General features: G+C 68.5%; 22 protein-coding genes. 12 read left to right on the top strand and 10 right to left on the bottom strand.

Translation table 11 applies throughout. From position 1 onward, the window contains the following. Positions 1-3 precede the first annotated feature (3 nt). From ACNKFW_RS19135 to ACNKFW_RS19115, 5 genes are all read right to left on the bottom strand, one after another. Positions 4-972: an ABC transporter substrate-binding protein gene (locus ACNKFW_RS19135; RefSeq protein ID WP_024843946.1), complete on the bottom strand. Its 969-nt coding sequence runs from the start codon at positions 970-972 to the stop codon at positions 4-6. After that, positions 963-2,108, bottom strand: coding sequence for an ABC transporter ATP-binding protein (locus ACNKFW_RS19130; protein WP_123130372.1), 1,146 nt, complete (start codon positions 2,106-2,108; stop codon positions 963-965). The genes ACNKFW_RS19135 and ACNKFW_RS19130 overlap by 10 nt, the downstream gene beginning before the upstream one ends. Before the next feature lie 168 nt (positions 2,109-2,276). Further along, positions 2,277-2,621 (bottom strand): GNAT family N-acetyltransferase, encoded by a 345-nt coding sequence (locus ACNKFW_RS19125; protein ID WP_167521744.1) that lies wholly within the window; start codon positions 2,619-2,621, stop codon positions 2,277-2,279. After that, the gene (locus tag ACNKFW_RS19120; protein WP_024843943.1) at positions 2,513-2,812 is read right to left on the bottom strand and encodes a hypothetical protein; all 300 of its coding nucleotides are present in this window, start codon (positions 2,810-2,812) and stop codon (positions 2,513-2,515) included. Before ACNKFW_RS19120 ends, ACNKFW_RS19125 begins: the two co-directional genes overlap by 109 nt. A gap of 352 nt (positions 2,813-3,164) precedes the next feature. Next, complete coding sequence (locus ACNKFW_RS19115) at positions 3,165-3,935, bottom strand: hypothetical protein (RefSeq protein ID WP_147429259.1); 771 nt, start codon at positions 3,933-3,935, stop codon at positions 3,165-3,167. 178 nt (positions 3,936-4,113) lie between these two features. Between ACNKFW_RS19115 and ACNKFW_RS19110 the strand changes: the two genes are divergently transcribed. Genes ACNKFW_RS19110 through ACNKFW_RS19090 form a run of 5 tightly spaced genes read left to right on the top strand, consistent with a single transcriptional unit; the run spans position 4,114 to position 7,065 of the window. Beyond that, a complete protein-coding gene (locus ACNKFW_RS19110) occupies positions 4,114-4,794 on the top strand; it encodes a phosphatidylserine decarboxylase (RefSeq protein WP_024843941.1) in 681 nt (226 codons plus the stop codon). Continuing rightward, complete coding sequence (gene pssA / locus ACNKFW_RS19105) at positions 4,794-5,537, top strand: CDP-diacylglycerol--serine O-phosphatidyltransferase (RefSeq protein ID WP_028710246.1); 744 nt, start codon at positions 4,794-4,796, stop codon at positions 5,535-5,537. The genes ACNKFW_RS19110 and pssA overlap by 1 nt, the downstream gene beginning before the upstream one ends. Before the next feature lie 8 nt (positions 5,538-5,545). Then, a complete protein-coding gene (locus ACNKFW_RS19100; protein WP_024843939.1) occupies positions 5,546-6,163 on the top strand; it encodes a class I SAM-dependent methyltransferase in 618 nt (205 codons plus the stop codon). A 42-nt stretch (positions 6,164-6,205) separates the two neighbouring features. Then, on the top strand, positions 6,206-6,595 hold the full coding sequence (locus ACNKFW_RS19095) for a DUF4186 domain-containing protein (protein WP_123130370.1): 390 nt from the start codon (positions 6,206-6,208) through the stop codon (positions 6,593-6,595). Then, positions 6,592-7,065, top strand: a complete 474-nt coding sequence (locus tag ACNKFW_RS19090; RefSeq protein ID WP_123130369.1) for a YbaK/EbsC family protein — start codon at positions 6,592-6,594, stop codon at positions 7,063-7,065. Before ACNKFW_RS19095 ends, ACNKFW_RS19090 begins: the two co-directional genes overlap by 4 nt. 16 nt (positions 7,066-7,081) lie before the next feature. Here ACNKFW_RS19090 and ACNKFW_RS19085 read toward each other — a convergent pair whose 3' ends face one another. The 5 genes from ACNKFW_RS19085 to paaG all read right to left on the bottom strand — a co-directional run bounded on the left by ACNKFW_RS19085 (position 7,082) and on the right by paaG (position 10,735). Next, positions 7,082-7,324: a hypothetical protein gene (locus tag ACNKFW_RS19085; RefSeq protein ID WP_147277961.1), complete on the bottom strand. Its 243-nt coding sequence runs from the start codon at positions 7,322-7,324 to the stop codon at positions 7,082-7,084. 100 nt (positions 7,325-7,424) lie between these two features. Further along, complete coding sequence (locus ACNKFW_RS19080) at positions 7,425-8,024, bottom strand: TetR/AcrR family transcriptional regulator (protein WP_024843936.1); 600 nt, start codon at positions 8,022-8,024, stop codon at positions 7,425-7,427. A 125-nt stretch (positions 8,025-8,149) separates the two neighbouring features. Continuing rightward, complete coding sequence (gene paaK, locus ACNKFW_RS19075) at positions 8,150-9,460, bottom strand: phenylacetate--CoA ligase PaaK (protein WP_024843935.1); 1,311 nt, start codon at positions 9,458-9,460, stop codon at positions 8,150-8,152. 28 nt (positions 9,461-9,488) lie between these two features. Beyond that, a complete protein-coding gene (gene paaI, locus ACNKFW_RS19070) occupies positions 9,489-9,950 on the bottom strand; it encodes a hydroxyphenylacetyl-CoA thioesterase PaaI (protein ID WP_024843934.1) in 462 nt (153 codons plus the stop codon). Next, positions 9,947-10,735 carry a 2-(1,2-epoxy-1,2-dihydrophenyl)acetyl-CoA isomerase PaaG gene (paaG, locus tag ACNKFW_RS19065; RefSeq protein ID WP_024843933.1) on the bottom strand — a complete coding sequence of 263 codons (789 nt, stop codon included), beginning with the start codon at positions 10,733-10,735 and terminating at the stop codon, positions 9,947-9,949. Before paaG ends, paaI begins: the two co-directional genes overlap by 4 nt. A 102-nt stretch (positions 10,736-10,837) precedes the next feature. Here paaG and paaN point away from each other — a divergent pair, with 102 nt between their 5' ends. The 7 genes from paaN to ACNKFW_RS19030 all read left to right on the top strand — a co-directional run bounded on the left by paaN (position 10,838) and on the right by ACNKFW_RS19030 (position 18,975). Continuing rightward, positions 10,838-12,487 (top strand): phenylacetic acid degradation protein PaaN, encoded by a 1,650-nt coding sequence (gene paaN, locus ACNKFW_RS19060; protein ID WP_024843932.1) that lies wholly within the window; start codon positions 10,838-10,840, stop codon positions 12,485-12,487. 34 nt (positions 12,488-12,521) lie between these two features. Then, entirely contained in the window at positions 12,522-13,667 is a 1,146-nt protein-coding gene (locus ACNKFW_RS19055) for an ABC transporter substrate-binding protein (RefSeq protein WP_024843931.1), read from the top strand. Between the two features lie 67 nt (positions 13,668-13,734). Then, positions 13,735-14,607, top strand: coding sequence for a branched-chain amino acid ABC transporter permease (locus tag ACNKFW_RS19050; protein ID WP_011751016.1), 873 nt, complete (start codon positions 13,735-13,737; stop codon positions 14,605-14,607). Then, entirely contained in the window at positions 14,607-15,566 is a 960-nt protein-coding gene (locus tag ACNKFW_RS19045; RefSeq protein ID WP_024843930.1) for a branched-chain amino acid ABC transporter permease, read from the top strand. Before ACNKFW_RS19050 ends, ACNKFW_RS19045 begins: the two co-directional genes overlap by 1 nt. Continuing rightward, positions 15,563-16,342, top strand: coding sequence for an ABC transporter ATP-binding protein (locus ACNKFW_RS19040; protein WP_024843929.1), 780 nt, complete (start codon positions 15,563-15,565; stop codon positions 16,340-16,342). Before ACNKFW_RS19045 ends, ACNKFW_RS19040 begins: the two co-directional genes overlap by 4 nt. Beyond that, on the top strand, positions 16,329-17,030 hold the full coding sequence (locus ACNKFW_RS19035) for an ABC transporter ATP-binding protein (RefSeq protein WP_024843928.1): 702 nt from the start codon (positions 16,329-16,331) through the stop codon (positions 17,028-17,030). Before ACNKFW_RS19040 ends, ACNKFW_RS19035 begins: the two co-directional genes overlap by 14 nt. Positions 17,031-17,034: 4 nt before the next feature. Next, positions 17,035-18,975 (top strand): 3-hydroxyacyl-CoA dehydrogenase NAD-binding domain-containing protein, encoded by a 1,941-nt coding sequence (locus ACNKFW_RS19030; RefSeq protein WP_418025687.1) that lies wholly within the window; start codon positions 17,035-17,037, stop codon positions 18,973-18,975. Positions 18,976-18,991 lie beyond the last annotated feature (16 nt).

Raw genomic sequence — 18,991 nt, 5'->3', positions numbered from 1 at the left:
CGGTCAGCCGCCGAAGATTTCGGTGAACCGGGCGCGGGCCTCGGCATCCTCGGCCACCGCGCGGTCGGCATCCAGCGGCATCAGCCTGATCTCGGACAGCGCCGGCATCCCCTCGGGCGAGGCGACCTTGGGGTCGACCGGCATGTAGCCCTGTTCGGCCGCCAGTTTCTGGCCCTCTTCCGACAGCACGAAGCTGACGAAGGTCTTTGCCGCCTCGGGCTGATCGGTGCCGGCAAGGATCGCCACCGGCTCGGTGAAGAAGGTGGCGCCTTCGGCCGGATAGACGAATTCCACCGGCGAGCCCGCCTTCTTGGCGCGCAGCACATCGGCATCGATGTTGACGCCATATTTCACCTGGCCCCCGGCCACGGCCTTGAGCACCGGGCCATTGCCGCCCTCGGGCACCACGCCAAGCGCATTCAGACGTTCGTAATAGTTCCAGCCCTGGCTGGCGTCCTGTAGCAGCGAATGCATGTGGACCAGCGCCGCGCCGGAATAAAGCGGGCTCGGGGCGACGATCTGGCCGGCATTGGCATCCTGGAACAGATCGGCCCAGCCGGTGACGGGCGCGGCGATCCGGGTGTTGTAGACGATGCCGGTGGACGAGATCTTGGTGCCGAAGAAGGTCTTGTCGGCATCGTATAGCAGCGGGTCGATGCCTTCGAGCGGCGCTTCGGGCCAGGCCAGCAGCAAGCCTTGGCTTTTCAACGCGCCCAGATTGATGCTGTCGGCGACCAGCAGCACATCGGCCTTGATGCCGCCGGCCTGCTGCTCGGCGGTCAGGATGTTCATCAGCTGCGAGGTGCCGTTGCGCATCCATTCCACGGTGATGTCGGGATGCCTGGCCATGAAGGCGTCGACGGTCTGCTGGGCGATTTCCGGCGATTGCGAGGTATAGAGCGTCAGCGTGGTCTGCGCCGACACCGAGGTCGCGGACAGCATCAGGGCAAGGGTGGTGACAGTCAGGCGCATTGGAATTTCTCCGTAAGATGCGGGGAGGAGGAGGGGACCGATGCCGCGCCGGGAACGGAGGTGCCGGGCAGCGGGATGGCCCAGAGGTCGCGGAACGCCAGGTCAAGGCGCGCGCCCGGTTCGGGCGGCGTGGCCGTGTCGGGCAGCACCATGGGCAACCGCAGGGACGGGTCCGCCTCCGGGCGCAGCTCATAGGACCAGCTGCCGCCGCGATAGCTGCGGGCGGTGACGCGGGCGGGGATGCCGGCCTCGCCCGGATGGGCGGGCTGGATATCGGCGGGATGGATGGCGGCCATGGCCAATGGCCGTGCGGTTTCCCCGGCATGGCAGCGCAGCCGGACGCGCATGCCCAGAAGATCGGCCCTGGCAAGCCTGTCCCCCAGGGGCCGCAGGCCCTCGACCGGCAGCACCAGCCCACCCCCGATGAAACCGGCCACCATGGCGTCGGCAGGTTCGCGATACAGTTGCCGGGGGCTGGCGCATTGCAGCAGGCGGCCCCTGTCCATCACCGCGATGCGGTCGGCCAGGGCCATCGCCTCGGCTTGGTCATGGGTGATATAGACCAGCGTCGCCCCGCTTTCGCGGTGGAAGCGGCGGAACTCTTCTTCCATCGCGGCGCGCAGATGCACATCCAGGTTGGCCAGGGGTTCATCCAGCAGCACCAGATCCGAGCCGGCGGCCAGGCAGCGCGCCAGCGCGACCCGCTGGCGTTGCCCGCCCGACAGATCCGCCGGGCGACGGCCGGCAAAGGGCGCCAGGTTGACGGTGTCCAGCGCGCGGGCCACCCGGGCCTGGCGTTCGGCCCGTGGCAGGCGCGCCACCTTCAGCGCATAGCCGACATTTTCCGCCACCGACATATGCGGCCACAGCGCGTAGTTCTGGAACACGAGGCCGATGCCGCGCCCCTCGGGCGGCACCATGGCATTTCCATCCGCCACCTGCCGGTCGCCCAGGGTGATCGTGCCTTCATCGGGGCGCTCGAAGCCTGCGACCAGCCGCAGCAGCGTGGTCTTGCCGCAGCCCGAGGGGCCAAGCACGGCCACGAATTCGCCCGCTGCGATGTCGAGGTCGATACCCGACAGAACCCTGGTTTCGCCATAGCTCTTGCCGATGTTCGACAGCCGCAAACCCGTCATGCCGCGCTGTCCCTTTCCTGCCGTTTCGGCGCGACTGATGCAGCGGCGGCATGACAGGAGCGTGGCCGTTCTGTAAAACCTTGATGAAGCTTGCGGTTCGGATCGAGGCGGGACATCGAACCGGGCGCCGGCGGCGACCCCCGATGCCCTCGGGACCAAGGCTGGCGGTCAGGAAGCCGCCGCCGCCAGGGATCGCGCATAGAGGATGCGCGCATGCGCCGCTCCGGGCGCAATGCCAATCCGTTCGAAACCGCAACGCAGCGGCAGCCGGTGAGACAGCTCTTTGGGCGCGTCCACCACGGCCACGAGCCGCCTGAGGCCGCAACCCTCTCGGGCATGATCCGCCACCGCCTCGAGCGCCCGCTTGGCCAATCCCCAACCCCACAGTTCGGGACGCAGCGCGATCACCGGCTCGACGCCGCCGCGCATGCGGGGCTCGCGCTGCAGCAGGTCGGAAACCGGCTGGAGGCCGCAGATGCCGGCAAAGGCTTGCCCGGCGTCTCCAGGGCCCACAAGCCCAGCCCCGCCTCGTCCAGCTTGCGGCTGCGCGCGAGCATGCCGGCGACCGTCTCGCGCGGCAGCACGATGTCGTCGCAGAGATATTTTCGCACCTGCGGCAGATGCAGCCGCGCGCATAGCGAGGCGAGATCGCCCGCGCGTGCCGGCCGAAGCGTCAGGCCGGGCAGCTGGATCGTCGGCTTCACGCCCTACCCTCCGGCACGGGATTGCGCTGCGGCGGGCGCAAGCATCGGTCCGTTCCGCCTCGGCAAAGGCGGTGGCATCCCAGCCCTGCTGGCGCATCCATGGCCTGCCTTCGGGAGGGGAGGCGGAAACGGCGCGGGACATTCCATGCATATCCGGTCGGATGGCGTCGAGGACCGCTTTGCCTTCCGATCATGTGCCCTGGATCATGCCTGGGTCAACAGCGAGGCGGGAGGGTGCGGCCGGTCAGGGATATGGGCCATCGGGTCGTGAAATGGATCGGCGTCATCGCCGTTCCGAAACATTCGGGGGCCCAAACCACCGCCTCGGCGCACGCATGCTTATCCCGCCCTATCATGTTCGCCCCTGGGTGAAAGGCAACGGGTGCGATGCCTCCGATATCGAAGCCTGCTGCGGGCGGTGCAGCGCCCCGGCATGCGCCCTGCCCCGTGAGGGGCACGGCAAGCAAGGCGTTATGAAGGCCCGCGGACACGCGGAAATACCCGTCGCGCCCGGCATCGGCTTCGTCCGCTTGTCCGCCCGCCTGAGGATGTCCGGCGCACTATAGGTGTCCGCGCGTGCGGCTGGCCCCCGGGAATGGCTCTCTGCCCGCAGGGCCGGCAGCTTCTCGGCCGCGGCGATATTGATCGGCCCGTCTCGCGCCTTTTCAACCGCCATCGGCGCGGCGCCTGCAGCAACAACCGTACCGCCCGCGCGAGAAGCTGGAGCCGCGGGGCTGGCCGGGTTGCGGGACAGGCTGGTCTTGGCCAAGGTGGTCGAGGCGGCGGCGCGCGCCCGTGTCGAGGAGGCCGGTTCAAGCATCAGCGCCGCGTGCCGCAGCATGCCGACTGCCACGCGTGGGTGAAGGTCGAGCGCGCCGATGACGGTGCTAAGGGGCGAATTGGAACGCCAGGACGCCGAAGCCCCAGCCGGCGTGCCGGAGGTCCAGCCGGATACCGCGACCGGCCACCGCCGCAATGTCGGCGCTTCGCCGAGGCGCCGAATGGTCCCGACGGTGTCCGACTTGCGCTCGTCGACCGGCGAGGGGATGGTCACGCCGCTGAAACGCGCGACGATTTGATGGGCATCCTTGGCGTTGCGGGCGCGCAGCCGGAACCGGGGCAAACGGGAGCCATGACGGCGGCATCTGCTTGCCCCCGCAACCGGAGGCCTGTGCCTCGGGGCGGCCGGGGGCTTGGAGGGCGGGCACAGCGGAAGCAACATGTATGGCAGGCTGCACTATTGCATGTGGTCTCAATCGCATTATGACGGACGGCGCCGATCAGCCCTTGGGGAATGCCAGATGCGCATGCGCGACACCTTCATCAAGCCGATGCATCGCGAGGGCATCCGCTTCGTGGCGGCCTTTGCCGCCGCCACCCTGCTGCTGTTCCTGATCTGGGAGCCCTTGGGCTGGATCGGGGTCGGGCTGACCGTCTGGTGCTATTACTTCTTCCGCGACCCCGAGCGGGTGACGCCGGCGCGGCCCGGACTGGTCATAAGCCCGGCGGATGGCGTCGTCTCGCTGATCGAGCCGGCGGTGCCGCCGGCCGAGCTGGGCATGGCCGACACCCCGCTGACCCGCGTCAGCGTGTTCATGAGCGTTTTCAACTGCCATGTGAACCGCAGCCCCGTGGCGGGCGAGGTGGCCGCGGTCGCCTATCGGCCGGGCAAGTTCTTCAACGCCTCGCTGGACAAGGCCAGCGTGGACAATGAACGCAACGGGTTGCGCATCCGCATGGCGGATGGGCGCGATCTGGCGGTGGTGCAGATCGCCGGGCTGGTGGCGCGGCGCATCGTCTGTTTCGTCAAGCCGGGCGACCGGCTGGCGGCGGGAGAGCGCTTCGGGCTGATCCGATTCGGCTCGCGGCTGGATGTCTATCTGCCGCCGGGCGTAGTGCCGCTGGTCGAGATCGGCCAGACCATGGTCGCGGGCGAGACGGTGATCGCCGAGCTGGGGCCGGCCGGGCAGGCGGAGGCGTGATGGACCAGCCCTCCGGCCCGCAGACCGAGTTTTCGCTGGTCCAGCTTCTGCCCAACATGCTGACCATCGTCGCGGTTTGCGCAGGGCTGACCGCCATCCGCTTCGGCGTGCAGGGCGACTACATGCCGGCGGTGCTGCTGATCATCGCGGCGGGCATCCTGGACGGCATCGACGGGCGGATCGCGCGGCTGCTGGGCTCGTCCAGCAAGATCGGGGCCGAGCTTGATTCGCTGGCCGACTTCCTGAATTTCGGCATCGCCCCGCCGCTGATCCTGTATTTCTGGGCGCTGAAGGATATTCGCGGCCTGGGCTGGATCTGCGTGCTGGTCTTTGCCGTCTGCTGCGTGATCCGGCTGGCGCGCTTCAACGTCTCCGCCAAGTCCGAGGAGGCGCAGCGCGACAGCGCCTATTTCGAGGGCATCCCCTCGCCCGCCGGGGCGCTGCTGGTGATGCTGCCGATGTATCTGTCCTTCGCCTTCGCCGACCGGCCGATGCTGCCGGGGGCGTTGATCTGCCTGCACATGGTCCTGGTCGGGCTGCTGCTGATCAGCCGTATTCCCACCTGGTCCTTCAAGACCACCCGCATCTCGCGCGAGAACGTCAAGTTCTTCCTGGTCGGCGTGGCCTTCGTCGGGGCGGCGTTGCTGACCTTCGCCTGGGTGACGCTGATCGCGCTGTGCCTGGGCTATGTCGTCATGGTCATCTGGGCCTGGATCGACCGGGAACGGCCCTCAAACCGATAGGAACGGCCATGGACATCAAATCCATCCAAGCCTCGTATTCCCGCTGGGCGCCGATCTACGACCGGACCTTCGGGGCGGCGACCAACATGGGCCGGCGCCGGGCGGTGGACTACATCAACCGCCGCGGCGGCTCGGTGCTGGAGGTGGGCGTCGGCACCGGCCTGTCGCTGGAGCATTACGGCCCGCACATGCAGGTCACGGGCATCGACTTCAGCCGCGAGATGCTGGACAAGGCCGTCGCCAAGGTGCAGCGGCTGGGGCTGAAGCAGGTGCAGGCGCTGCGGCAGATGGATGCGCGGGCGCTGGATTTCCCCGACGACCATTTCGACACGGTGACGGCGATGCACGTGCTGTCGGTGGTGCCCGAGCCCGAGCGGGTGATGGCCGAGATCGCGCGGGTCTGCAAGCCGGGCGGCAAGGTGGTCATCACCAACCATTTCGCGCGCGACCGCGGCGCCATGGCGGCGGTCGAGCGGGTCTTTGCCCCCCTGGCCAATACGATCGGCTGGCATTCCGATTTCCGCATCGAGCGGGTGCTGGGCCAGGAATCGCTGGTCCTCGAGGAACGCCGCACCCTGCCGCCTTTGGGCATGATGACCTTTCTGGTGCTGGCCAAGGCGGGCTAGGCGGGGCTTTCCGCGCCGGGACGGGACGGCTATGTCCTGGGCATGACCGATCAGGACCAGATCCTGGGCCGGCTGGCCCGGTCCGCCTTTCGCAGCCGCTTTCGCCTTGGCCGGAAGCAGCGGCGCTATGCCGACGCCAGGGGGCGCGAGACCGTCGCCGCCCATGCGCGCGACTTCATCGCCGCGCGGCTGGCACCGGCCGAGCCGCCGAACGACGGCCGCCAGACCCCGATGCGTGGCCATCCGGTCTTCATCGCCCAGCACGCCACCGCCTGCTGCTGCCGCTCTTGCCTGCAGAAATGGCACGGCATCCCGCGCGGCCGGGCGCTGGACGCCGCGCAGCAGGCGCAGATCGTCGACCTGCTGATGGCCTGGATCGACCGCGAGATGGGCTTTCGCCCGCCACCGCCGCCGGCAAGGCCCGCGGAATGAGCGGCGCCACCCCGGCCACGCAATTCCTGCTTCGGGCGCAGGTGGCCTTTCGCCCGGTTGAATACCGCTATGATCCGGGGTCCGAGCGCGTGGCGCTGCAAGCGGCCGAGGCCATCGGCCTGCCGCCCGCCCGGCTGCTCAAGACGCTGATGGTCGAGGTGGACGGCCGCCCCGCCTGCGCGGTCCTGCCCGGTGATCGCAGCCTGTCGATGAAGCGGGTGGCGGCGGCATTCGGCGGCAAGTCGGCGGCGATGATGCCGCCCGCCAAGGCCGAGCGGCTGACCGGCTATCATACCGGCGGCATCAGCCCCTTCGGCCAGCGCCGCCCGGTGCCGGTGGCCTTCGAGGCCGACGCCATGGGCTTTGACGAGGTGGCGATCAACGGCGGCAGGCGCGGGCTGTTGCTGCTGCTGTCGCCGCGCGATGCGCTGGCCGCGCTGTCGGCCAAGGCGGCGGTGTTGTCCGCCTAGCCCCCGCAATCGCCATTCACCTTAGCCAGCTGCTGGTGGCTGCGAGAAGGTCGCGGCCATTGAAGGGGATGGTCCTGCGGTCGTAGCGGGTAGGGCGGAAGTGTCTGGGTCTGTTGAAGCCGCGTTCGATGCGGTTTCTGTCGTTCGCAAACAGACGGCTATCGTTCCCGGTCCGGCCCGGATCGCCTGCCTTTCCGGGCAGATGCGACACGATCCTCTCCCATTGGGCGTGGCTCAACGCCGAGCGCTTCGTGGTCATCCTGAACCCCGTGTCATCTCGGGATGTCCAGTGAACCGCTCAATTCCACTCAAGGAAATCCTGAACGTCGATCCGCCCTGGGACATCCTGCAAGGGGACTTCAGCGGACCGCCTTGATCCCTTCCAGGATCAGGGTCGTCGCCACATCGGCGTAATCCTCGCGGGTGATGCGGCCGCCGTCGCGGAACCACATGTAGACCCAGTTCATCATCCCGAACAGCGACATGGTCACGGGGGTCAGCAGCGGGCGCTGCGGATCGTCCAGGTCGGGGTTGATCTCGCGCAGCACGGCGGCGAAGCGCTTGACGATGCGGCGCTCGACGCCCAGGATCTCGGCCTTCTGGTCGTCGCCCAGGGCCGGGGTGGCGTTCAGCTGCACCTTGTGCTGGTTGTCCGCGCCGCGATAGCGTTCCAGCACCGTGCCGACCAGCCGGCGCAGGCGCTGCTGCGGCGGCAGGGTCGGATCGTCCGCCTCTTCGATGGCGGCTTCCAGCTCTTCCAGATGGGTGATGATGATGGCGAAGATCAGCGCGTCCTTGCTGGGATAATAGTGGTAAAGCAGCGCCTTGGAGACCTGGCTGTGGGTGGCGATCTGCGCCATGGATGCTTTTTCCATGCCCAGATCGGCAAAGACCTCGGCCGCCTTGTCCAGAAGGCCGCGCTGCTTTTCCTCGAAATCCGCTGCCCGTGTCCGAGCCATGCCATTCCTCATCAGATCATTTGTTCGCCCGCGGTCGGGAGGCGAGAAAAACAAGGGGGCGCATGGCCCCCTAACGACTTAGCGGGTTTGCGACCGCGCGTCATATTGGTTGCCGCGTTGCGGCATCATGTCTTGGGCCGATTGTCAAGCACCCGCTTGGCCTTGCCCTCGGAACGGGCAATGGCGTTGGGATCCTTGACCTCGATCCGGGTCGAGACGCCGACCACGCTTTTGATGTGATGCGCCAGTTCCTTGGCGGAATGGGCGCGGGCGGATTCGTCGGTCATTTCGGGCGCGCATTCGACATGCACGGTCATGCTGTCCATCCGGCCCGAGCGGGTCAGCTCGATCTGGAAATGCGGCGCCAGACCCTTGCATTTCAGGATCTGCTCCTCGATCTGGGTCGGAAAGACGTTGACGCCGCGCAGGATGATCATGTCGTCGCTGCGGCCGGTGATCTTCTCGATCCGGCGCATCGAGCGCGCGGTGCCGGGCAAGAGCCGGGTCAGGTCGCGGGTGCGATAGCGCACCATCGGCAGCCCTTCCTTGGTCAGCGTGGTAAAGACCAGCTCGCCGATCTCGCCGTCGGGCAGCACCTCGCCCGTGACCGGGTCGATGATTTCCGGGTAGAAATGATCTTCCCAGATATGCAGCCCGTCCTTGGTCTCGACACATTCCATGGCGACGCCGGGGCCCATGACCTCGGAAAGGCCGTAGATGTCGACGGCGTGCATGTCGAAGGCTTCCTCGATCTCCTGGCGCATGGCGTTGGTCCAGGGCTCGGCGCCGAAAATGCCGATCTGCAACGAGGACTCGCGCGGGTCCAGGCCCTGGCGGCGGAACTCGTCCAGGATCGACAGCATGTAGCTGGGCGTCACCATGATGATGCGCGGCTTGAAGTCGTCGATCAGCGTCACCTGCCGCTCGGTCATGCCGCCCGAGATCGGGACCACGGTGCAGCCCAGCCGCTCGGCCCCGTAATGCGCGCCGAGGCCGCCGGTGAACAGCCCGTAGCCATAGGCGTTGTGCAGGATGTCGCCCGGCCGGCCGCCGGCGGCGCGGATCGAGCGCGCGATCAGGTTCGCCCAATGGTCGATGTCGGCCTGGGTATAGCCCACCACGGTCGGCTTGCCGGTGGTGCCGGACGAGCCGTGGATGCGCACCAGCTTGGACTGCGGCACGGCGAACATGCCGAAGGGATAGGTGTCGCGCAGATCCTGCTTGGTGGTGAAGGGGAATTTCGCGATATCCGCGAGCGATTTCAGATCCTCGGGATGGACGTCATGCTCGATGAAGCGGTTGCGATAGAAGGGCGAATTTTCGAAGGCGTGCTTCAGCGACCGCTTCATGCGGTGGAATTGCAGGGCCTCGATCTCGTCGCGCGAGGCGATCTCGATCGGGTCCAGCTCTTTCCTTTCGGGCGCCAATGGGTGCATGGATTCCTCCCCTTGCGATGGGTTGCGGTCAGGGCTCGACCGGCAGATGGGTGCCTTTGACGGTGCGGGAGTGGCCGCGGAACTCGGCCACATGCGCACCGTCCTGGTTGGTGATGCGGATGTCGTAGATGCCCGAGCGGCCGCGGCGCGAGACCTCGCGCGCCTGGGCCGTCAGCCGGTCGCCGATGCGGACGGGCAGCAGGTAGCTGATCGAGCAGTGCTGCGCCACGACCAGCTGGTTGTAGCTGTTGCAGGCAAAGGCGAATGCGCTGTCGGCGAGCGTGAAGATATAGCCGCCGTGGCAATTGCCGTGGCCGTTCGACATGGCCTCGGTGATGGTCATGGAAAGCGTGGCCTCGCCGGGCGCGATATGGTCCAGGCTCATGCCCAGCCGCTGGCTGGCGGAATCATCGTTCCACATCGCATGGGCCGAGGCTTCGGCCAGTTCCTGCGCGGTCATCTGGGCCACGGGCTTGGTCATGTCGTTCATTGTCCCCTGAACTCCGGCCGGCGTTTCTCCAGGAAGGCGGTGACGCCCTCGGCGTAATCGGCGCTGCGGCCTGCCTGCCGCTGGCAGTCGCGCTCCATGTCCAGCTGCGCGTCCAGGCTGTTGGTGGCGGCCGCCTGGATCAGCCGCTTGGTCAGACCCAGGCCCAGTGTCGGCCCGGCGGCCAGTGATTTCGCCAGCGCCCCGGCCTCGTCCATCAGCGCCGCGTCCTCCACGGCCTTCCAGATCAGGCCCCAGTCCGCGGCCTTTTCCGCCATCAGCGGCTCGGCCGTCAGGGCCAGCGCCTTGGCGCGCGGCTCGCCCAGGATACGGGTCAGGCTGAAGGTGCCGCCGGCATCGGGGATCAGGCCGATCTTCGCAAAAGCCTGGATGAACTTCGCCGATTTCGCCGCCAGCACGATGTCGCAGGCGAAGGCGATATTCGCCCCGGCCCCGGCCGCAACGCCGTTGACCGCGCAGACCACCGGCTTTTCCAGCGCCCGGATCAGCCGCAGCGTCGGGTTGTAGAAGGTCTCGAGCGTCTGGCCCAGGTCGGGGGCGGGGCCGCCCTTGCGCGGGTCGCGGTCGCCCAGATCCTGCCCGGCGCAGAAGCCGCGCCCGGCGCCGGTCAGCAGCACGGCGCGCACCGCCGCATCGTCATGGGCGCGCTGGATCCCGGCGCGCAGTGCCCGGTGCATCTCTTCGTTGAAGGAATTCAGCTTGTCGGGGCGATTGAGCGTCAGCGTCAGCACGCCATCGGCCAAGGCCGCCAGGACGGTTTCCGTCATCGGTAAAACTCCCATGCCCCGGCAACCGGGGCTCCCTGAAAATTTTTGTTGCATAAACCGACCGGCCGGTCAATGATAATCTGGCAAGTGAGGGGGAACACCGTGACAGAATTTTTCGACCGCCATCGGCCGATGCTGGACGCTGCGCTGGATGCCCTGCGCCAGCGTGCATTCTGGAGCCCGTTCCCCGAGATTCCAAGCGGCAAGATCTATGGCGAATCGGCGCGCGAGGAGGGCGAGACCGGCTTCGCCGCCCTGCGCAATGCCGGCTTCGAGCTGCCGGGACACCCGAATCAGCGCCGGCTGGGTGCCGAGGTCTCGCCCTTTGGCGGTGCCTTGGGGATCACCTATCCGGCCGCCGATGCCGCGACGCTGATCGCGGCGGCACAGGCGGCGCAGCCGGCGCTGGCCGCGGCCAGTCCCGAAGCGCGGGTGGGCGCCTGCCTCGAGGCGCTGGTGCGGCTCAACCGCATCAGCTTCCTCATCGGCCATGCCACCATGCACACCACGGGGCAGGCTTTCGCCATGGCCTTCCAGGCGGGCGGGCCGCATGCGCAGGACCGCGGGCTCGAGGCGGTGGCGATGGCCTGGGACGAGATGACCCGATTCGCCCCGCAGGCGCGCTGGGAAAAGCCGCAGGGCAAGGCGGCGCCGATCGTGCTGGAAAAGCATTGGTCGATCGTGCCGGCCGGCCTGTCGCTGGCCATCGGCTGCAACACCTTCCCGACCTGGAACTCTTATTCCGGGATCTTCGCCAGCCTCGCCACCGGCAACCCGGTGATCGTCAAGCCGCATCCCACCGCCATCCTGCCGCTGGCGCTGACCGTCCGCGTGCTGCGCGAGGTGCTGGCCGAGGCCGGGCTGCCGGCCGATTCGGTGCTGCTGGCCGTGGACGAGCGCGGGGCCGAGATCACGCAGGATCTGGCCACCCACCCGGCGGTGCGGCTGATCGACTATACCGGATCGGGCGCCTTCGGCGACTGGCTGCGCGGCCACGCGACCCAGGCGCAGCTGTTCACCGAGGAGGCGGGCGTCAACACCGTCACCATCGCCGCCACCGACGATTTCGCCGGCATGTGCGCCAATCTGGCCTTTTCGCTGGCGCTTTATTCCGGGCAGATGTGCACTGCGCCGCAGAACATCTATGTCCCGGAAGGCGGCATAGACACCGACCAGGGCCGCAAGAGCTTCGACGAGGTCGGGCTGGCGCTGGCCGCGGCCATCGACGCATTGCTGGCCGACCCGGCCCGCGCGGCGGGCATCTGCGGCGCCATCGCCAACCAGGCCACGCTGGAGCGGGTGCAGCAGGCGCGCGGGCTTGGCCGGGTGCTGCGCGATTCGGCGCCGCTGGGGCAGGGGCGCACCGCCACGCCGCTGCTGCTGGCGCTGCGGGACGGCGATCCGGCCTGCGAGCGGGAATGCTTCGGCCCCATCGCCTTCGTCATCGCGGTGAAGGACGCCGATGCCGCCATCGCCCGCGCCGCCGATCTGGCGCGGCGCAAGGGCGCGATCACCGCCGCGCTCTACGACCGGGACGAGGTGCGCATTGCCCGCGCTGCGCAGGCCTTTGCCGCGGCCGGAGTCAACCTGTCGGTGAACCTGACCGGCAATATCTATGTCAACCAGTCGGCGGCCTTCAGCGATTTCCATGTCACCGGGGCCAACCCGGCGGGGAATGCCTGCCTGACCGACACCGCCTTCGTCGCCAGCCGGTTCCGGCGCGCCATGTGGCGCCGGCCGGCCGCGGCCTGACCAAGTCAACTAGTTCTCTGGGAGGAGACGAACCATGAAAAAGACCCTGACGACGACCGTTCCGGCCGCGCTGATCGCGCTTGGCCTGGCCTCTGCCGCCAGCGCCGAGATCAAGATCGGCGCCTCGGTTTCCGCGACCGGGCCGGCCGCCTTCCTCGGCGACCCCGAGGCCAAGACCCTGCAGATGCTGGTCGAAGAGCTGAACGCCAAGGGCGGCATCAACGGCGAAGAGATCGCGCTGGTGCTTTACGATGACGGCGGCGACGCCAACAAGGCGCGCACCTTCGCCACCCGCCTGATCGAGGATGACGAGGTGCAGGCCATCATCGGCGGCACCACCACCGGCACCTCGATGTCGATCCTGGCCGTGGCCGAGGATGCCGAGATCCCCTTCATCTCGCTGGCCGGTGCCATCGACATCATCCAGCCGGTCAAGCCCTTTACCTTCAAGACCCCGCATACCGACCGCATGGCCTGCCAGAAGATCTTCGAGGACATGCAGAAAAGCGGCATCCAGAAGATCGGCATGATCTCGGGCACCGACGGTTTCGGCGCCTCGATGCAGGCGCAATGCAAGGACGTGGTCGGCGAATACGGCATCGAGATCGCCGCGGACGAGACCTATGATCCCAAGGACGCCGACATGACGGCGCAGCTGACCAAGATCCGCAACACCGATGGCGTGCAGGCGGTGCTGAACCCCGGCTTCGGCCAGGGCCCGTCCATCGTGACCCGCAACTATCGCCAGCTGGGCATCGAGCTGCCGCTTTACCAGTCGCATGGCGTCGCCTCGGACGGGTTCATCGAGCTGGCCGGTAAGGAAGCGGCCGAGGGCGTGCGCCTGCCCGGTACCGCGCTGCTGGTCGCGGACCTCTTGGCCGAGGACGATCCGCAAAAGCCGGTCGTCACTGCCTACAAGACCGCCTATGAGGGCAAGTTCAAGGAGCCGGTCGGCACCTTCGGCGGCTATGCCCATGACGGTTTCGCCCTGCTGGTCGATGCGGTGACGCGCGCCGGCTCGGCCGAGCCCGAGGCGATCCGCGACGCGCTGGAGCAGACCTCGGGACTGGCGGGCACGACCGGCATCTATACCATGTCGCCCGAGGACCATCTGGGGCTGGACCTGTCGGCCTTCCGCATGCTGGAGGTCAAGGACGGCAGCTGGTCCATCGTCGAATGACCCCGTGCGGTCCCCGCAGGGGGACCGCTTCCGCCCGCTCGGGAGAGCCCAGCCAGAGAGCCTCGGCATGTCTGAACTTCTGCAATTCCTGTTTTCAGGGCTGACGGTGGGCGCGGTCTATGCGCTGGTCGCCCTTGGTTTCACGATCATCTACAACGCCTCGGACGTGGTGAACTTCGCCCAGGGCGAGTTCGTCATGCTGGGCGGCATGATCACATGGTTCGCCCATGCCGCCGGCCTGCCGCTGCCGCTGGCGGCGCTGATCGCCATCGTCGCCACCGCGGCGCTGGGGGTCGCCATCAACAAGCTGGCCATCGAGCCGGCGCGCGGCGCGCCGGTCGTGTCGCTGATCATCATCACCATCGGCGCCTCGGTCTTTCTGCAAGGCGCGGCGCAGCTGGTCTTCGACAAGCAGATCCACAGCTTCCCGGCCTTTTCCGGCGACACGCCGCTGCGCATCGGCGGTGCGACGATCCAGCCGCAAAGCCTGTGGGTGATCGGCGGCGCGCTGGTGGTCTTTGCCGGGCTGTGGCTGTTCTTCACCCGCACGCTTCTGGGCCGGGCGGTGCTGGCGACCTCGAACAACCGGCTGGCGGCGCAGCTCGTCGGCATCAACACCAATTTCGTCATGACGCTGTCCTTCGCGCTGTCGGCCGGGATCGGCGCCCTGGCCGGGGTGCTGGCCACGCCGATCACGCTGACCGCCTATAATGTCGGCATCGGCTTTGCGCTGAAGGGCTTTGCCGGCGCCATGCTGGGCGGCATGGGCAATCCCAAGGGCGCGCTGGCCGGCGGCTTCCTGATCGGGCTGATCGAGGCGCTGACCGCGGGCTACCTCTCCTCGACCTACAAGGAGGCCGCGGCCTTCGTGGTGATCCTGCTGGTCCTGTTCTTCATGCCCCAGGGCCTGTTCGGCCGCAAATCGACGGAGCGGGTGTGATGCCGAGACTGACCGCCAAATCCGCCACGCTGCTGGTGCTGGCCGCGCTGATCGCGGTGACGCCCTTCTTCTTTCCCTCGGGCTATTACTACCGGGTCGGCGCGCTGATCTTCGTCAACGGGCTGGCCGTGACCGGCATCGTGATCCTGACCGGCTATGCCGGGCAGATCAGCCTGGGCCATGCCGGTTTCGCCGGCATCGGCGGCTATGCCTGCGCCTTGGCGCCCACGCATCTGGGCCTGCACCCGTCGCTGGCCGTGGTGCTGGGTGCGGCGATCTCGGGCGTGCTGGCCTATCTGGTCGGCCGGCCGATCCTGCGGCTCAAGGGCTATTACCTCGCCGTGGCCACGCTGGGCTTCGGCATCCTCGTCTCGATGGTGCTGAACAACGAGCGCCAGCTGACCGGCGGCCCCGACGGCATCGCGGTGCCCGAGCTTGGCCTGCGCGGGCTGCTGAAAGACTGGGGGCTGGACCTGACCAACGGCCAGTTCTGGTATTTCTTCTGCGGGCTCGTGCTGCTGGCCGGCGCCTGGCTGGCGCTGAACCTGCATCAAAGCCCCAGCGGCCGGGCGCTGCGCGCGCTGCACGGATCCGAGATCGCCGCCGGCACCGTCGGTATCGACGTGGCGCGGGTCAAGCTGCAGGCCTTTGTCATCTCGGCGGTCTATGCCTCGGTCGCGGGCTCGCTGGTGGCGTTGCAGAACAAGTTCATCACCCCCGATGTCGCCGGCTTCATGCATTCGATCGAGATGGTGACCATGGCCGTGCTGGGCGGCGCCGGTTCGGTGCTGGGCGCGATCTTCGGCGCCGGCATCCTGACGCTGCTGCCGCAGGTGCTGACCGTCTTTGCCGAATACGAGCAGCTGGTGCTGGGCCTGGTGATGATGCTGGTGATGATCTTCCTGCGCGAGGGGCTTTTGCCCTCGGTCCTGCGCAAGCTGAGGGGGAGGGACGAATGACGCTGCTTTCGGTCGAAGGTCTGGGCATCAGCTTCGGCGGCATCAAGGCCGTGAACGATGTCAGCTTCAAGGTCGAGTCGGGCGAGATCGTCTCGGTCATCGGCCCGAACGGCGCCGGCAAGACCACGCTGTTCAACATGATCTCGGGCGTCTATCAGCCCGGCTCGGGCCGGGTGGTGCTGGAGGGCGAGGACGTGACCGGCATGGCGCCGTTCCGGCTGGCCAGCCGCGGCATGTCGCGCACCTTCCAGAACCTGCAGATATTCCAGAACATGACGGTGTTGGAAAACGCCATCTCGGGCTTTCACCTGCAGGAGCGGGGGGCGGTGCTGGCCGACCTGCTGCACCTGCCCGCCTCGCGCCGCCGGGCGCGGGCGGCCGATGCGGGCGCGCGCGCGCTTCTGGCCCGGGTCGGGCTGGAGCGGGCGGCGGATCGCGAGGCGGGGAACCTGTCCTATGGCTCGCTCAAGCGGCTGGAGATCGCCCGCGCGCTGGCGATGAAGCCCAAGGTGCTGCTGCTCGACGAACCGGCGGCCGGCTGCAACGCCGTCGAGACCGAGGAGATCGACCACCTGATCGCCGAGGTCGCGGCCTCCGGCACCGCCATCCTGCTGGTCGAGCATGACATGAAGATGGTCATGCGCATTTCCAGCCATATCGTGGTGCTGGACCATGGCGAGAAGATCGCCGAGGGCGCGCCGGCCGAGGTCAGCCGCAACCCGGCGGTGATCGCCGCCTATCTGGGAACCGAGGAGGGTGCCGATGCTGACGGTTGAGGGCTTGCGCTCGCGCTATGGGCGCATCGAGGTCTTGCACGGCATCGACCTGCATGTCGATTCCGGCGAGATCGTCACCGTGGTCGGCGCCAACGGCGCGGGCAAGACCACGCTGCTGCGCTGCCTCTCGGGCGTGCAGCCGGTCTCGGCCGGGCAGATCACCTTCCGGGGCGAGCCGCTGGCCGGGGTGCCGGCGCATCGCCGCCCGGCGCGCGGGCTGACGCAATCGCCCGAGGGCCGGCAGATCTTCACCAATCTCACGGTCGAGGAGAACCTGCGCCTCGGCGCCTTCCTCTACAGCGACGACCGGGTGGAAAAGGACATGCAGGACGCGTTCCAGATGTTCCCGATCCTGCGCGAAAAGCGCAACCTGGCGGCCGGCGGGCTGTCGGGCGGCCAGCAGCAGATGCTGGCCATGGCGCGGGCGCTGATGGGCCGGCCGTCCTGCCTGCTTCTGGATGAGCCCTCGATGGGCCTGGCGCCGATCATCGTCCAGCAGATCTTCGACGTGGTCAGCGGGCTCAAGGCGCTTGGCGTGACCGTGCTGCTGGTCGAGCAGAACGCCTTCGGCGCCTTGAAGATCGCCGACCGGGGCTATGTCATGGAAACCGGCCGCATCACCATGCAGGGACCGGCGGCGGAACTGATCGCCGATCCGCGCATCCGCGAAGCCTATCTGGGGATCTGAGGACATGACCGTAACCATCGCCCGCCAAGGGGAAATCGCCATCGTCACCGTGGACAACCCGCCGGTCAACGCGCTGAGCCAGGCGCTGCGGCAGGGGCTGTGGGATGCCGTGGACACGCTGGACGCGGACCCGCAGGTCGCGGCGGTGGTGCTGGCCTGCGCCGGCCGCACCTTCATCGCCGGGGCCGATGTGACGGAATTCGGCAAGCCGCCGCAGCCGCCGCACCTGCCCGATCTGGTGGACCGGATCGAGGCCGCGCAAAAGCCCTGGGTCGCGGCCATCCACGGCTCGGCCCTGGGCGGCGGGTTCGAGGTGGCGATGGGCTGCCGCTTCCGGGTGGCCGCCCCCGACGCTTCGGTCGGCCTGCCCGAGGTAAGCCTCGGCATCGTTCCCGGCGCCTCGGGCACGGTGCGTACGCCGCGCCTCGCCGGGGCCGCGCTGGCGGTGGAACTGGTCACTTCGGGCCGGCCGATGCGCGCGGCGAAAGCCGCCGAGGCGGGGCTGGTCGATGCGGTGATCCAGGGCGACCTGCTGGAAGGCGCCACAGCCTTCGCCCGGCAGGCGCTGGCCCAGCCCTTGCCCGCGCCGGTCTCGGCCCGTCCCGTCGCCGCGCCCGATGCCGGTTTCTGGGCCGAGCAGGAGAAGGCCGTGGCCAAATCCGCCAAGGGCGCTGCCGCGCCGCTGCGGGCGCTGGCCTGCCTGCGCAAGGCCGTCGAAGCGCCCTTCGCCGAGGCCATGGCCTTCGAGCGCCAGACCTTCCTGGAACTGCGCGGCTCGGATCAGGCGGCGGCGCTACGCCATGTCTTCTTCGCCGAGCGCGCCGCGCCGCGCCCGGCCGCCCTGCGCGAGGTGGAGCCCTTGCCCCTGCGCCGCGCGGCGGTCATCGGCGGCGGCACCATGGGCGCGGGGATCGTCGCCGCCCTGCGCGAGGCCGGCCTGCCCGTCACTCTGGTCGAGCGCGACGACGAGGCGGTGGCGCGCGGCCTTGCCAATCTGCGCGGCATCTTCGCGGGCGGCGTCAAGCGCGGCAAGCTGACCGAGACGCAGGCCGAGGGCCTGGCGGTCGGCGTCACCGGGACGACGGATTACGCCAGCCTTGCCGATGCCGATCTGGTCATCGAGGCGGTGTTCGAGGAAATCGGCGTCAAGCGCGCCGTGTTCGAGCAACTGGCCCGGGTCTGCCGCCCGGATGCGGTGCTGGCGACCAATACCTCCTATCTCGACCCGCGCGCCATCGCCGAGGTGCTGCCCGAGCCCGAGCGTTTCATCGGCCTGCATTTCTTCAGCCCAGCCAATGTGATGAAGCTCCTGGAGATCGTGCCGGTGCCCGAAACCTCCGACCGCACCCTGGCCACCGGCTTCGCGCTGGCGCGGCTGCTGAAGAAGATCCCGGTCCGCGCCGGCATCTGCGAGGGCTTCATCGGCAACCGCATCCTGAAACGCTATCGCGCGGCGGCCGAGGCGCTGGTCCGCCAAGGCGTGCCGATCGCAGAAATCGACGCCGCCATGCGCGGCCACGGCTTTGCCATGGGCCCGTTCGAGGCGCAGGATCTGGGCGGGCTCGACATCGCCTTCCTGCAACGCGAGGGCGCGCGGGCGGCCGGGCAGGCGGTGCCCGAGACGCTGGGCGACATCCTGGTGCGCGCCGGCCGCAAGGGGCAAAAGACCGGCGGCGGCTGGTATGACTATGCGCCGGGCGAGCGCAAGCCGCAGCCCTCGGCGGCGGTGGCCGAACTGCTGGCGGGCCACATCCGGCCCGGCCCGGCCATGGGCCGCGAGGAAATCGCCCAGGCCCTTGTCGCCGAAATGGCCGCCGAGGGGCAGGCGATCCTGGACGAGGGCATCGCGCAGGCGCCCGCCGACATCGACCTGGTCGAGATCCACGGCTACGGTTTCCCGCGCTGGCGCGGCGGGCCGATGTTTGCCACCGGCATCCGCGGCTGAAGCACCGGGGCCGGGC

Origin of the sequence: Paracoccus sp. TD-10, assembly GCF_048270675.1 — a bacterium.
GTDB classification, from domain to species: domain Bacteria; phylum Pseudomonadota; class Alphaproteobacteria; order Rhodobacterales; family Rhodobacteraceae; genus Paracoccus; species Paracoccus pantotrophus.
The sequence above is the reverse complement of the archived record's forward strand: the minus strand, read 5'-3'. Positions and strand labels throughout refer to the sequence as shown.